Origin of the sequence: Brasilonema sennae CENA114, from assembly GCF_006968745.1 — a bacterium.
In the GTDB taxonomy this organism is placed as follows: domain Bacteria; phylum Cyanobacteriota; class Cyanobacteriia; order Cyanobacteriales; family Nostocaceae; genus Brasilonema; species Brasilonema sennae.
Map to the genome: position 1 here is coordinate 991921 of NZ_CP030118.1, position 13329 is coordinate 1005249.

Consider the following 13329-nt stretch of genomic DNA (forward strand, 5'->3'; position numbering starts at 1 on the left):
TAATGTGTGGCTGAAGTGTTGAAATACAAACTGTAGTATCTATTGATGAAAAAAAGGAGCCTCACACTTATAAAAACGTTTCGTATGCACTTTAATTCTTCTGTGACTCAGATTTCGAGTTTGCCATTAACGGGTGATCCTACTCCAAACGATTTTGAAATAGACAACAAAGATTTAGCAGAAGTTCCACTCACTAGACACTCAGGTACAACATTCGTAGGTGATGGTTCTTTTGTGGGTCTGCGTAACAATTCATTGGTAAATCAAAAATCAGAAGAGCTGCACAACACGTTTCTTGCGCATAAACAAGAACGCCAGTTAATTATTCTTCAAGATTTTCCAGATCCTGACGCTTTATCGTGTGCTTGGGCTTACCAGCTCATAGCTCAGCAATATGACATAAAATGTGACATCGTTTACGCTGGTGCTTTGAGCCACCAAGAAAATATCGCTTTGGTCAAGCTGACAGGCTTACCCGCGCAGCGTTGGACAATACAAACACTAAAAAGCAAGGACTTATCTTCTTACCAAGGTTTTGTTCTTATAGACAACCAGGGAACGACTTCTCAGCTAGTACCTGTTGTTCAAGAGGTAGGGATACCAATAGTGGCGGTTATTGACCACCACAGTTTACAGAGTGACATGAAATCAGATTTTTTTGATGTTCGTCCCTCTGTACGAGCAACAGCAACGATTTTCACTCAATACTTACAGTACGGACTACTGACTCTAGATAGCAGTATAAATCAACATGTAAAATGCGCGACTGCCTTGATGCATGGCTTGCGATCGGATACTAATAGACTGATGCAAGCACAGGAAGAAGATTTTATGGCAGCAGCGTATTTGAGTAAATTTTATGACGCGCAGTTGCTGAACGCAATTCTACAGGCAAATCGTTCTAAGCGAGTCATGGATGTTATAGAGCGATCGCTCAAAAACCGCATCGTGCAAAATAACTTTTCTATTGCTGGTGTTGGTTACTTACGCTACGATGACCGCGATGCAATACCCCAAGCGGCAGATTTTATTGTGACAGAAGAAAACGTCCACACAGCTTTGGTGTACGGTATTGTTCACGATGAAGATGAAGAACTAGAGGTGGTGATTGGTTCTTTAAGAACAACCAAACTAACCCTCGATCCTGATGAGTTCATTAAAGAAGCCTTCGGTCAAGATAGCAGCGGACGCTTTTTCGGCGGTGGACGGACAAGCGCAGGTGGGTTTGAAATTCCGATGGGTTTCTTATCAGGAGGTAATGAAAATTCTGCTTATGCGAAGATGAAATGGGAAGTTTTCGATTCTCAGATTAAGCAGAAGCTTTTAAGATTGGTGAATCCGAAGGATAATCCTATACAGTCGGAGTAGAATCATCAGGAGGCAGTGCTACAACGCGGGTTAAGCGCGTTATAGCACCTGCCATTCCTTAGTCCTTAGTAACCAAAGACAAAGGACTAAGGACTAAATATCCTTGGGATATTTCCTCCACTGTATGGGTAAAACACCACTTGCATCCACGAGCATTTATTCGCACTGCCTCGCCTCCAAACAGCTTACGCTCACAAAGGACATTCCGCCGTGGAACTGTATTTAATCCGTCATGGTATAGCTGAAGAAAGGCGACCAGATCTTAAAGACGAGGAACGCTCACTGACAAAAGAAGGTCGAGAAAAAACGGAGAAAGTAGCCCAGCGATTGCGAAAGCTGGGTTTGCATTTTGATTTGATTGCGAGTAGTCCCTTAATACGAGCTCGCCAAACAGCAGAAATTCTTATAGCCGCAGGGCTGAGTTCTAAGGTAGAGGAATGTTCCTATCTCGCTCCAGATGGTCGGATTGAAAATTGGGCTGTAGACTGGTTGAGTCCAAGAAATTATTCACCCCAAACCCAACTTGCTTTGGTTGGACATGAACCAGATTTGAGCGCTTGGGCAGAAATTCTTTTATGGGGACAAGCAAAAGCAACGTTAGTTTTGAAAAAAGCGGGTATGATTGGGGTAAAACTACCAGAAAAAGGCTCCCCTCTGGGTCGTAGTCAGATGTTTTGGTTGACGCCACCCAAGTACTTGCTCTAACAGTAGAGTAACGTTTCTGAAAGAATTTTTAGGAGAACGGATACTGTTATGGTGATAACAATTTCTGGTAAGTTAGCCTGAAAAGATCTTTCAAAAAAAAAGCAGATGGTGTTGCCATGATGGTGTGCGAATATAAGCCTGGTTTGGATGGCATTCCCGCCGCTCAATCCAGTATTAGCAATGTTGACGGACAAAAGGGAATACTAGAATATCGTGGCATCCGGATTGAGGAACTAGCAGAAAAAAGTACATTTTTGGAAACTGCTTATCTGCTAATTTGGGGTGAGCTGCCTACATCGAAAGAACTCGCAGCATTTGAGGATGAAGTTCACTCTCACAGACGGATCAAATATCACATTTGCGACATGATGAAGTGCTTTCCAGAAAGCGGTCATCCGATGGATGCACTCCAAGCCTCAGCCGCAGCATTAGGCTTGTTTTATTCACGTCGTGACTTGAATAATCCTGCTTACATTCGGGATGCTGTCGTTCGCCTCATAGCAAAGATTCCGACAATGGTGGCGGCGTTCCAGTTAATGCGAAATGGGAATGATGCAATACGTCCCCATGCGGACTTAGACTATTCTGGCAACTTTCTGTACATGCTGAATGAGAAAGTACCAGACCCATTGGCGGCGCGGATTTTTGATATCTGCTTGATACTTCACGCTGAACACACAATGAACGCCTCCACCTTTAGTGCAAGGGTTACAGCGTCTACTCTAACTGATCCATACGCAGTGGTAGCTAGTGCGGTGGGAACGTTAGGAGGACCGCTACACGGTGGAGCGAATGAAGAAGTCGTTGAGATGTTGGAAGACATTGGCTTTGTAGAAAATGTCCGTCCCTACATAGAAGATTGTCTAGAACGCAAAGCCAAGATTATGGGTTTTGGACATCGTGTCTACAAAGTGAAAGACCCACGCGCCACGATTTTACAGAACTTGGCAGAACAGCTGTTTACCAAGTTTGGGCATGACAAGTACTATGACATTGCCGTAGAAATGGAAAGGGTGGTGCAGGAAAAACTCGGTCACAAAGGAATTTATCCCAACGTTGACTTTTATTCTGGTTTGGTGTATAGGAAGTTGGGAATTCCTACAGATCTGTTTACGCCAATATTTGCGATCGCCCGTGTAGCTGGTTGGTTAGCACATTGGAAAGAACAGCTAGAAGAAAACCGGATTTTCCGTCCTACCCAAGTTTACGACGGTAAGCATGACGTTTCTTACACTCCCATCGACCAGCGGTAGAGTGATCAGGGGATTATGAGGGAAGCAGAGAATTTTCCTACACTCCCTCACTCCCTGACTGCCACACTCCCACCACTAAGGGTTTTCTTCGTAAATCCCAATCCTTACCATCAGTAGAAATTCTCGTCTGGATAAAGGGGCGAAAACCATCCAACGATATACTAGGCATGGGAATTGCAAAAAATCTTAAATTTTGCATGATTTAGGCAGAAATATTAATGAGCGAATTTACAGTTATTAACAAGTGTGGATAGTTGTAAAGGACAATGATCTAAAGGACTTGAAGAGCAAAAGACATGAATTCAGGAATTGATCTGCAAGGAACTTTTATAGAATCCCTCATGGATTTGGGACTAAGCGCTGGTCTAGCCAAGTCAATTTGGATGCCAGTGCCGATGATACTAATGATTATTGGTGCTACAGTCGGTGTCCTAACCTGCGTTTGGTTAGAGCGGAAAATTTCTGCAGCCGCACAGCAGCGGATTGGTCCTGAATATATTGGTCCTTTAGGTTTGCTGGCTCCAGTAGCAGATGGTATGAAGCTGGTTTTCAAAGAAGACGTGGTACCAGCTAAGTCCGACGCCTTACTATTTACCCTTGGTCCAATTATCGTAGTGTTGCCAGTGTTTCTGTCCTACCTGATTGTGCCATTTGGACAGAATCTGGTGATTACAGATGTTGGGATGGGCGTGTTCTTGTGGATTGCTTTATCTAGCATTCAACCTATTGGCTTGTTGATGGCTGGTTATGCATCCAACAACAAATACTCTCTCCTGGGAGGGTTGCGGGCAGCAGCGCAGTCAATTAGCTATGAGATTCCGTTGGCACTTGCAGTGCTGGCGGTCGCCATGATGTCCAATAGCCTCAGCACCATCGACATCGTGGAACAGCAATCCGGTTATGGCATTCTTGGCTGGAACGTATGGCGTCAACCAGCTGGGTTTATCATCTTTTGGATAGCAGCCCTAGCCGAATGCGAACGATTACCCTTCGACTTACCCGAAGCAGAAGAAGAACTGGTTGCTGGTTATCAGACTGAATACTCTGGTATGAAATTCGCTCTTTTCTACCTGAGTTCCTACGTTAACCTGGTCCTTTCTGCCCTGCTAGTATCAGTTTTGTATCTGGGTGGTTGGGATTTTCCGATTCCCATTAACCTGATAGCGAGCACTTTGGGAGTCAGTGAAACAAATCCCGTGTTGCAGGTTGTAACCGCCTCCTTGGGAATCACCATGACTGTACTCAAAGCATACTTCCTGGTCTTTCTAGCAATTCTGTTGCGCTGGACAGTACCACGTGTTCGTATTGACCAATTGCTAGATTTAGGATGGAAGTTCTTGCTGCCTGTTGGTTTGGTTAACTTGCTACTAACTGCAGCCCTGAAACTTGCCTTTCCCTTTGCCTTTGGTGGTTAGTCATTAGCACGAAGGACAAATGACGCTGATAACTTCAAAAGAGAGAGACACAATATGTTGAAGTTCCTTAAGCAAGTTGGTGATTACGCCAAAGAAGCGGTGCAAGCTGGTCGCTATATAGGTCAGGGTCTTTCTGTTACCTTTGACCATATGCGGCGTCGTCCAGTCACCGTGCAGTACCCTTACGAGAAACTGATTCCTAGCGAACGATTTCGCGGTAGGATTCACTTTGAGTTTGATAAGTGCATTGCCTGCGAAGTTTGTGTTCGGGTTTGTCCGATCAACCTGCCTGTAGTGGATTGGGATTTCGATAAGGCAACCAAAAAGAAAAAACTCAAACACTATAGCATCGACTTTGGAGTTTGTATCTTCTGTGGTAACTGCGTGGAATTTTGTCCCACGAACTGTCTGTCAATGACAGAAGATTATGAACTTTCTACTTATGATCGCCATGAATTGAACTATGACAGCGTGGCGCTTGGTCGTTTGCCCTACAAGGTCACTTTAGACCCAATGGTCACACCTTTGCGTGAGCTCGTTTATTTACCGAAGGGTGTTACTGATCCCCACGGTTTGCCTGCTGATGCACCTCGCCCTGGTGCGCGTCCAGAAGACCTTGTAGAGCAGGAAAAGTAAAGGTAATTAGTCAAGAGTCAACAGTGCATAGTTTTTGACTCTTGACCTTTGACTATTAACTTTTAAGTGAGGACAAAAAACGGTGAATCTTGCGGAAGGAGTACAGATTGTTTCATTTGGCATACTGGCAGTGATGTTGATTGGAACAGCACTCGGTGTGGTGCTGTTTGAAAACATCGTCCATTCAGCCTTTTTGCTAGGAGGCGTATTTGTTAGCATTGCTGGACTATACCTATTGCTAAATGGTGACTTTGTAGCAGCAGCGCAATTGCTAGTTTATGTTGGCGCAGTGAACGTGTTGATTTTGTTTGCCATTATGCTGGTAAACAAGCGGCAAGCTTTTGCACCCTTCCCCACTGCTTGGGTACGCAAAGCACTCACAGGTGTAGTCAGTTTGGGATTGTTTGCACTTTTAAGTACGATGGTGTTAGCAACTCCTTGGTCACTGTCTACTGACATACCTCCAAGCAACACTATTGTTTTAATCGGTCAACATTTCTTCACTGACTTTTTATTGCCTTTTGAACTCGCTTCCATTTTGCTGTTAATAGCAATGGTAGGCGCGATAATTTTGGCACGTCGCGAGTATCTGCCTGAACAGACCATTTCTTCAGAACAACAGCAAGTTTTGACGTTACCAGAACGTCCTAGAGAATTGGTCTCAATCGGTGAATCAAGCCGCAATATTCAGTAAACAGTTATCACTGTTCATTGATAACTGATAACTGACAACTGATAACTGACAATGGGGGAACACCAACATTCATGCAGCTCCAATACTTTTTACTACTTGCAGCAGCTTTGTTCTGCATCGGTATCTATGGCTTAATTACTAGCCGTAATGCTGTCAGAGTGCTGATGTCGATTGAGTTGCTGCTTAATGCCGTTAATCTCAACTTAATGGCATTTTCCAATTACCTAGACTCAGTAGCAATAAAGGGTCAGGTATTTACCGTATTTGTTATTACCGTAGCAGCAGCTGAGGCGGCGGTAGGTTTAGCGATCGTGCTTGCCATTTATCGTAACCGCGACACTGTTGATATGGAGCAGTTTAATCTCCTGAAGTGGTAATTCTGTGGAGCTCAAACAGGTCATTATTGCTTATAAAGCACGAGATTCCCAAAGTAAACGCTGGGCAGAAATTTGTGCAAAGCAACTAGAACATCGCCAATGCCAGGTTTTGATGGGACCAAGTGGACCCAAAGATAACCCATATCCGGTATTTTTGGCTTCAGCTGGACAACCCATTGACTTGGCTGTGGTACTTGGCGGTGATGGTACTGTTTTAACTGGTGCAAGACATCTAGCCCCGGCTGGCGTCCCAATACTAGCAGTGAACGTGGGAGGTCATCTGGGGTTTTTAACCGAGTCTGTAGACGAATTTCAAGACACCGAACGAGTTTGGGATCGACTCTTAGAAGATCGTTACGCTGTGCAGCGGCGGATGATGTTGCAAGCCTCAGTCTTTGAGGGAGATAGGACACATTTGGAACCAGTGTCTGAACGCTACCTGGCTTTAAATGAAATGTGTGTCAAACCCGCTTCCGCTGATAGGATGATTACCTCAATTCTAGAGATGGAAATTGATGGTGAGATCGTCGATCAATACCAAGGGGACGGGTTAGTTATTTCTACTCCCACTGGTTCTACGGGTTACACCGTTTCTGCGAATGGTCCGATTATACATGATGGTATGGAGGCGATTACTATCACTCCCATCTGTCCGATGAGTCTTTCTAGTCGTCCCCTCGTGTTACCCCCTGGTTCTGTCGTCAGCATTTGGCCTTTGGGTGATTACGATTTAAGTACCAAGTTGTGGACTGATGGGGTGTTAGCAACTTCGATTTGGCCCGGACACCGTGTTGATGTGCGGATGGCAGATTGTCGGGCTAAGTTTATCATTTTACGGGAAAACAACTCGTATTATCAGACGCTGCGAGAGAAGTTGCTGTGGGCAGGAACAAGAATTCGCTATAGTAGTGCGAGTCATGCGAATTGAGAGTTGTTTTCTAGTTTCTCAATAGACTTTTTGATCTCAACTACCAGACGAAGCCTGCTTCTGCAGGCTTTGTTTGTTTAGATAAGGCAGAACTGGCAGCAGAACACGGTTAAAGTCACAATAAACCCCTACAACGATATCACTGTTTCTGCTATTTGAGTTCCCGCATGACGGGGGCGAAGGTGCAGGGTGATTTCGGTATCGAGGCGCTTGAGGAAAATAAGCAGCTTACCCTCACTGAACTATTGAAACTCTCCTCTCATCAAATACGATACTTCTGGCTGGGGAATCCCAAGAAGTTTGCTGATTTCCCGCTGTTTCAGGTTACGTTGTTTTAACAGGTTAAGTACCACAATCCCAATCTTGCCACGGGTAAAAAGTTCTTCTGCATCCTCTAAGCCAAGATCAGCAAAAACGTTACCACTACTTTCTTCAAAAACGCTTTCTTCTGTCATGGTTGTTCCTCCCGTGCGTCTGTTACCAAATTTACAATTCAACAAGCGTTAGTCAAATTATCAATAAAACTTTGCTAAATTCTCTCCAGGCTAGATAATAGTAAAGTGCTTATTGCTAAGTTATGCACAACTTCATCCAGCTATGGCAATCCTAATTGAGTTGTGTTTGCGTAAGCGTACGCTGTCTTCGCTCAATTTTCTTAGTTTTCTGCCTTGTGTGTCCTCTGCGGTTCCTTATAAAATAGAAACCAAATTATGCGCCATATCAAACTCGCTCCAAATTGGTTGCGGTTTCTCATTGTCGTGGTGTTAGTGGTGGGTGTGTTTTTTCGCTTCTTCAATATTGATGGCAAAGTTTACGGACACGATGAAACTTACACCTCATTGCGAATTTCTGGATATACAAAGACAGAAATCAGACAGCAAATTTATAATAATCGTGTTGTTAATAAAGAAGCTTTTGCTAAGTTCCAGCGTCTTAATCCTGAAAAAAATTTAGGTGATACACTGAAATCTTTAGCGATTGAAGACCCTCACCATCCTCCGCTTTATTATGTCATAGCACGATTGTGGGCACAAATCTTTGGCACTTCGGTGACAGCCATCAGAAGTTTGTCTGTCATTATTAGTTTGTTGGTATTTCCTTGTGTTTATTGGCTGTGTCGAGAATTATTTAACGTACCTTTTTCAGTACCTTTTTTGGCGATCGCACTCACAGCAATCTCCCCAATTCATCTCATCTACGCTCAAGAAGCACGAGAATATATTCTTTGGGTTGTCACAATATTAATCTCTAACGCTTCTTTGCTAAGAGCTTTACGATTAGAATCAAAACCACAAGTAAGCGATCATCGCACTGTCACATGGGCAGTTTACACGTTTGCTTTAGCGCTCAGTCTTTATACATCTTTGCTCAGTGGATTTGTTGCGGTTGCTCATGGAATTTATGTCATGACAATCACAGGATTTCGCTGGACTAAAACAGCCAGACTTTATACAACAGCATCACTTTTGAGCTTTTTAGCTTTTACGCCTTGGATTTTAGTTATTCTAACCAACCTGTTGCAATTTCATCGTGGAATAACAGAAACAACAGGTAAATTGTCACCATTTACTTTAATTCAATCTTGGCTACTCAAGCTAAGTCAGATGTTTTTTGATTTCGACTTTGGCTTAGAAAATCCTTTCAGCTATTCCATAACCTATATTTTTTTGATTTTAGTTGGATATTCAATTTATTTTGTTTGTCGTACAACTCACCCAAAAATTTGGTTATTCATCGTGTTATCGATGGCTGTACCAGCACTACCTTTGATGCTTCCAGATTTATTTTTTGGAGGAACGCGGACAATAGCATATGAGTATTTAATTCCTTCTTATTTGGGAATTCAACTAGCAGTTGCTTACTTCTTTGCTTATCAGCTCTATGATGGGATTCTCGCACTCCGGAGAATTTGGCAAATAATATTTGTAGTAGTTATTGTCTGTGGTGTGCTTTCTTGTGCTGTCAGTTCTCAAGCAGAAACTTGGTTGAGTAAGGGTGTTAGTTCTGGGAATCCACAAATCGCCAAAATCATCAATCAGGCTTCTCGTCCGCTTGTGATCAGTGATTCTTTTGGAATGCTTCCTGGAAAGGTCTTTTCTCTGAGTTATCTTGTAGAACCAAAAGTACAATTTCTGTTGATGAAGGACAAAAATATTCCTAAAATTCCCAATGGTTATACTGAGGTATTTTTACTGAATCCTTCAAGCACTTTGCGTCAAGGAATCGAAAAAAAATATAAGTCTAAACTATATAAAGTTTATAGTCAAAAATATGACTCACTATGGAAAGTAGATAAAACTTCAAGGAATCAAAAATTTAATTAATATGTATCAATAAATACTAATGTATATTTTGCTGTGATGATTATCATAGAAAACGGAGGCTTACTGACCTGGATTTGGTATTATATGGACTCAGCTTAATTACTTAACAAGTCTTCAAATTTATGATCTGAGCCTCCAACTAGCAGGTTCGCAGCCAGCAAAATATGACAGAAACACCTTTTTCACGCCAGATACCTACGGAGGGAGACCCTCCTACAGTACTGGCTCCCTTACACCCCTGTGCTTATTGAAACTTATGGTATACTATTGTAACACCAATTGCGTATTTGGAGCGATTTTACAGCCTAGATAAAGCTCCTAGTCATACTACTGGTAGTAGTGGTTTGGATTGATCGATAGTCAGCCAATTTTGGATTTGGGATTTGGGATTTTGGATTGACTCCACCCTAAAGGTGACTCGAATTTTGGATTTTGGATTCCCGAATTTTGGATTTTGGATTTTAAATTTTGGATTAAGGAATTGAAGAATTCCCGGATTAAGGGACTTTTTTGAGCCAACCTCAATTCTTTAATCGGCTTTTCTTTAATCTAAAATCGACGGATTAAGTTAACTCGTGGGACAACGAACCAACCCAATCTAAAATCTAAAATCGCAAATCTAAAATTGACGGATTGAGGAATTAATTCCGTCCTAGAAGGACGGGGCTTGTACCGACCAACCCCCAATCTAAAATCTAAAATTTAAAATCTAAAATCGTCCCGGTCAAGACTCTTGTTGAAGGGATGGGGAGTCGTGTGAAAGTCCGCTCCAAATAAAGACAGGGGAGGATTTTTAGTGTAATTTTAACTCTTTACTTGCAATTCTTGGTTGGAAATGGGATTATTGCTAATATTATCGTAATTATTGTTTCGTTTGATTGACAAAATGACATATTTAGCCTATGGCATACTTTATCCTATAACTGCATGATAATATCCACCTAAAAACCAGCTTTCGAGTGTAGGGCAATACATAACTTCTTCAGAGAATTCCTTCAAAGGGAAGATACTTTGCTATGGAGAATCAGTATTAAATCAGGTTATACACTCAGTCCCTGTTGATTGATTTAACTTAATTTAGGTTTTCTAGGTGCATAACTAGTCCTTCAACTTCAATTCGTAGTAATAATTATTAAACTGACAAATGACACAAGAAATCGCTATCAAGAAAAAATGGGCAGTCAAACGAATGACCCTAAATTTGGCATCAACCGAAGCCGAAAAACTTCAAAAGTATTGTGATGAAACAGGAAGACCTGCAACAGATGTGATTCGAGAACTGATTCGAGGGCTGGAATCAATAGATCATTAGTAAGCACTTGACGGGTAAACTCCCCTTCATTTTTACCTACGGTAAATCTGGGCAAGCGTATCCAAAATTGCGAGTATTTAACGAATAGATCCTGTGGTTGGTGAGGGTATCACTACTCAAAAACCTACTCAACTACACGCGCACGTCACGTTACTCAGCAACGATTGTCCAGATTTTTACTGCTAATGGCGATGCAGGAGAAGGAGCAACCATTGGCGATCGCTAACTAATCTAGCTTATCAATGTAGTCACCTTCGCAGTTGGTATATACAACTTGTAGCGCTCCATTAATCGCCGTTTAACAGATGTCAGTTTACCCAGTTTACCCTAAAAGGGACTGGCGCACCAAAAGCCGTCAGACAATTTTGGATTTTGCGAAAAGTTTGAGCGGTGAGTCCAGCCCCCGTCTTGGTGAGTCCACTTGCCGTCTTGGTGAACCAGCACTGCGGGAGGGTTTCCCTCCGCAGGTGACTGGTGAACCCCGTAGGGGCGGTTCCCGTCACGAACGCGAGTGCGTCTGGTGCAGGAGATTGGCAAAGTGGCGAACCCGTTAGCGTCCCTTGCGCGTGTCCCCTTGGGACTCAGCGTGCCCGCAGGGCATAGGGCGGTTTCCGTCACGAACGCGAGTGCGTCTTTGCAGGAGTTTGGGGGACTGGCGAACCCGGAGGGAGGTTTCCTCCGTAAGCGCAAAGCGCAGGCAATCATGCGTTCGCCGTAAGGCGTGCCGTTAGGCATACGCGCAGCGTCTCCAGAGGAGACTCAAAGCTTTTCAAGACGGATTAAAGAATTGATTCCACTGACGGGTGCGGAGGCTTGTACCATCAAGAAATCATTGGTCATTCGCGCGCGCGGCTTTACCATCATTCGGAGTCCTTGTTTCTTCTGGAGGGAAATAAGGACTCTGAACTGATCGCTGTCTGACTACCTACGTGGACTAAGAGAAAACCAAGAATTTGGAACTGAAAAGGTACGTTTTGCTTATATAGCTGAGGATGTCAAATGCCTTCAGTACGAAAAATTCTATGTGCAACAAAAATGTCGAAGAAATCGTCCGGAACACTGTAGCTAGAGTTTGTAGTAATGAGTGTTCCCAAACAAGAGAACAAAAAAGAACTGCATAAGACAGACAACTGCTCCCTATAGATATATAGGAAAGGGTTCAAACCCAACAAACAAGACCAACTTTGCAACTATCAAGTGATGGTAATTCATTATGACTAGCTTTACTCAAGTCCGCCCACAACACGACCTTCTGCAACCTGTTCGTCAATGGCTTGATTCAATAGAAATTCATAACGCAAAATTAGCTCATTCACTCTGCAAACTAATTCCTGCTCAATGTCCTTTTGAACGTGACATTACACTATTTGGTCGCAAGCTATTTCACATTCCGCCTATGTGTAAGTTAAATCCTCTTTATGAAGAAGTGGTGACCTTGCGTTTCAAAGCTTTGTGTTATCTTGCTGATGAATGTGGTGAAGATGTAACAGCCTATTGCTAATAGTACGCCTGCTAGTTATATTATGCAGTTACTATAGATGATTGCACGCTGCTCGTGGTACTTTGCGCAAGATTTTATTTTATCAAAAGCTCTCCACTATCAACTTCCAGAATGTATTTGGTAATAGCAAGTCCGAACCCAGTGTCAAAATATTTTGTAGAGTAAAATTGCTGGGTTAGGTCGGGTAAAATCTCTGGAAAAATAGGTTCAGTGCCATTGTCAACATGAAAACAGACTTGATTGAAATTGGTGTTACTCTCAATTTCCGATTTAACAGTCTCTGCTTATGGAATTGCTTCAAATACATTCCGCACAACATTAATAAATACTTGTTTTCATTTCTCTTTGCTTCTTCTACTTTCACCTCATTCATTGCTGGTTCAAAATCAACTTTCCGTCCGATAGCCCATAACATATTTTGCAGCAAGGGCAGAATTTAGGTAATGAATTCATCAATGTCTCTTTTTTATAACCGCAACATCTGCGGTTTTGTACATAGCAAGATTTATTTTAAGAACCTTTATAATCTGTTAGCTTCATCTAGTGCCAAATATAATCGCTCTTTTGGTGGCGTAAATAAATCAAGTTTTTGAAAAAAGTTTAACACAATTTTGATTGTTGTGTTGTGAAAGGGTTATAACGACTGCACGAGAGTCTCATCCAGATTTAGTAATATTGGACTGGATGCTACCTGGTTTACAGCATCAATAAGTTTTACATTCGCGACTTGCGGCTGAGATTGGAGGCGAATGAGGAAAAGCGTCTCATTCAAACTGTGCGTGGAGTTGGTTACGCACTACGAGAATAATCTGAACG

General features: G+C 42.6%; 15 protein-coding genes and 1 pseudogene. 13 read left to right on the forward strand and 3 right to left on the reverse strand.

The genetic code is table 11. The features are described 5' to 3' along the window. The first annotated feature begins 84 nt into the window (after positions 1 to 84). The 3 genes from DP114_RS04185 to DP114_RS04195 all read left to right on the forward strand — a co-directional run bounded on the left by DP114_RS04185 (position 85) and on the right by DP114_RS04195 (position 3326). A complete protein-coding gene (locus DP114_RS04185; protein ID WP_171975518.1) occupies positions 85 to 1368 on the forward strand; it encodes a DHH family phosphoesterase in 1284 nt (427 codons plus the stop codon). A 210-nt stretch (positions 1369 to 1578) separates the two neighbouring features. Beyond that, positions 1579 to 2073 (forward strand): phosphohistidine phosphatase SixA, encoded by a 495-nt coding sequence (sixA, locus tag DP114_RS04190; RefSeq protein ID WP_171975519.1) that lies wholly within the window; start codon positions 1579 to 1581, stop codon positions 2071 to 2073. A gap of 116 nt (positions 2074 to 2189) precedes the next feature. Continuing rightward, positions 2190 to 3326 (forward strand): citrate synthase, encoded by a 1137-nt coding sequence (locus tag DP114_RS04195; RefSeq protein WP_171975520.1) that lies wholly within the window; start codon positions 2190 to 2192, stop codon positions 3324 to 3326. 37 nt (positions 3327 to 3363) lie between these two features. Here DP114_RS04195 and DP114_RS04200 read toward each other — a convergent pair whose 3' ends face one another. Beyond that, positions 3364 to 3525, reverse strand: coding sequence for a hypothetical protein (locus tag DP114_RS04200; protein ID WP_169264674.1), 162 nt, complete (start codon positions 3523 to 3525; stop codon positions 3364 to 3366). A 97-nt stretch (positions 3526 to 3622) separates the two neighbouring features. Here DP114_RS04200 and nuoH point away from each other — a divergent pair, with 97 nt between their 5' ends. From nuoH to DP114_RS04225, 5 genes are all read left to right on the forward strand, one after another. Beyond that, positions 3623 to 4741, forward strand: coding sequence for an NADH-quinone oxidoreductase subunit NuoH (gene nuoH / locus DP114_RS04205; RefSeq protein ID WP_169264673.1), 1119 nt, complete (start codon positions 3623 to 3625; stop codon positions 4739 to 4741). Positions 4742 to 4795: 54 nt separating this feature from the next. Further along, positions 4796 to 5377 carry an NAD(P)H-quinone oxidoreductase subunit I gene (ndhI, locus tag DP114_RS04210; protein WP_171975521.1) on the forward strand — a complete coding sequence of 194 codons (582 nt, stop codon included), beginning with the start codon at positions 4796 to 4798 and terminating at the stop codon, positions 5375 to 5377. An 82-nt stretch (positions 5378 to 5459) separates the two neighbouring features. Continuing rightward, positions 5460 to 6071, forward strand: coding sequence for an NADH-quinone oxidoreductase subunit J (locus DP114_RS04215; RefSeq protein WP_169264671.1), 612 nt, complete (start codon positions 5460 to 5462; stop codon positions 6069 to 6071). Between the two features lie 71 nt (positions 6072 to 6142). Next, positions 6143 to 6448, forward strand: a complete 306-nt coding sequence (gene nuoK / locus DP114_RS04220) for an NADH-quinone oxidoreductase subunit NuoK (protein WP_169264670.1) — start codon at positions 6143 to 6145, stop codon at positions 6446 to 6448. A gap of 4 nt (positions 6449 to 6452) precedes the next feature. Beyond that, complete coding sequence (locus DP114_RS04225; protein ID WP_169264669.1) at positions 6453 to 7376, forward strand: NAD(+) kinase; 924 nt, start codon at positions 6453 to 6455, stop codon at positions 7374 to 7376. Positions 7377 to 7618: 242 nt separating this feature from the next. Here DP114_RS04225 and DP114_RS04230 read toward each other — a convergent pair whose 3' ends face one another. Continuing rightward, positions 7619 to 7831, reverse strand: a complete 213-nt coding sequence (locus tag DP114_RS04230; RefSeq protein ID WP_169264668.1) for a helix-turn-helix domain-containing protein — start codon at positions 7829 to 7831, stop codon at positions 7619 to 7621. A 255-nt stretch (positions 7832 to 8086) separates the two neighbouring features. On the opposite strand from DP114_RS04230, the gene DP114_RS04235 reads away from it, so the two are divergent. The 3 genes from DP114_RS04235 to DP114_RS35675 all read left to right on the forward strand — a co-directional run bounded on the left by DP114_RS04235 (position 8087) and on the right by DP114_RS35675 (position 11238). Beyond that, positions 8087 to 9700 carry a glycosyltransferase family 39 protein gene (locus DP114_RS04235; RefSeq protein WP_171975522.1) on the forward strand — a complete coding sequence of 538 codons (1614 nt, stop codon included), beginning with the start codon at positions 8087 to 8089 and terminating at the stop codon, positions 9698 to 9700. Between the two features lie 1144 nt (positions 9701 to 10844). Continuing rightward, positions 10845 to 11012: a CopG family transcriptional regulator gene (locus DP114_RS04240; protein WP_169264666.1), complete on the forward strand. Its 168-nt coding sequence runs from the start codon at positions 10845 to 10847 to the stop codon at positions 11010 to 11012. Positions 11013 to 11109: 97 nt separating this feature from the next. Beyond that, entirely contained in the window at positions 11110 to 11238 is a 129-nt protein-coding gene (locus DP114_RS35675; protein WP_256379340.1) for a hypothetical protein, read from the forward strand. 101 nt (positions 11239 to 11339) lie between these two features. On the opposite strand, the gene DP114_RS04245 is transcribed toward DP114_RS35675, so the two are convergent. Further along, positions 11340 to 11747, reverse strand: coding sequence for a hypothetical protein (locus tag DP114_RS04245; protein ID WP_172195153.1), 408 nt, complete (start codon positions 11745 to 11747; stop codon positions 11340 to 11342). A 478-nt stretch (positions 11748 to 12225) separates the two neighbouring features. Here DP114_RS04245 and DP114_RS04250 point away from each other — a divergent pair, with 478 nt between their 5' ends. Both DP114_RS04250 and DP114_RS04255 read left to right on the forward strand, forming a co-directional pair. Next, entirely contained in the window at positions 12226 to 12513 is a 288-nt protein-coding gene (locus DP114_RS04250; RefSeq protein ID WP_169264664.1) for a Mo-dependent nitrogenase C-terminal domain-containing protein, read from the forward strand. Positions 12514 to 13213: 700 nt separating this feature from the next. After that, positions 13214 to 13321 (forward strand): annotated as a pseudogene (locus tag DP114_RS04255) (winged helix-turn-helix domain-containing protein); the annotation flags it as partial. Between the last annotated feature and the right edge of the window lie 8 nt (positions 13322 to 13329).

Excerpts from the sequence above, each read along its gene's own strand:
- DP114_RS04230 (WP_169264668.1), bottom strand. The coding sequence starts at position 7,831 with ATGACAGAAGAAAGCGTTTTTGAAGAAAGTAGTGGTAACGTTTTTGCT.
- DP114_RS04235 (WP_171975522.1), top strand. The coding sequence starts at position 8,087 with ATGCGCCATATCAAACTCGCTCCAAATTGGTTGCGGTTTCTCATTGTC.
- DP114_RS04185 (WP_171975518.1), top strand. The coding sequence starts at position 85 with ATGCACTTTAATTCTTCTGTGACTCAGATTTCGAGTTTGCCATTAACG.
- DP114_RS04245 (WP_172195153.1), bottom strand. The coding sequence starts at position 11,747 with ATGCCTAACGGCACGCCTTACGGCGAACGCATGATTGCCTGCGCTTTG.
- DP114_RS04240 (WP_169264666.1), top strand. The coding sequence starts at position 10,845 with ATGACACAAGAAATCGCTATCAAGAAAAAATGGGCAGTCAAACGAATG.
- nuoH (WP_169264673.1), top strand. The coding sequence starts at position 3,623 with ATGAATTCAGGAATTGATCTGCAAGGAACTTTTATAGAATCCCTCATG.
- ndhI (WP_171975521.1), top strand. The coding sequence starts at position 4,796 with ATGTTGAAGTTCCTTAAGCAAGTTGGTGATTACGCCAAAGAAGCGGTG.
- DP114_RS04195 (WP_171975520.1), top strand. The coding sequence starts at position 2,190 with ATGATGGTGTGCGAATATAAGCCTGGTTTGGATGGCATTCCCGCCGCT.
- nuoK (WP_169264670.1), top strand. The coding sequence starts at position 6,143 with ATGCAGCTCCAATACTTTTTACTACTTGCAGCAGCTTTGTTCTGCATC.
- DP114_RS04250 (WP_169264664.1), top strand. The coding sequence starts at position 12,226 with ATGACTAGCTTTACTCAAGTCCGCCCACAACACGACCTTCTGCAACCT.
- DP114_RS04200 (WP_169264674.1), bottom strand. The coding sequence starts at position 3,525 with ATGCAAAATTTAAGATTTTTTGCAATTCCCATGCCTAGTATATCGTTG.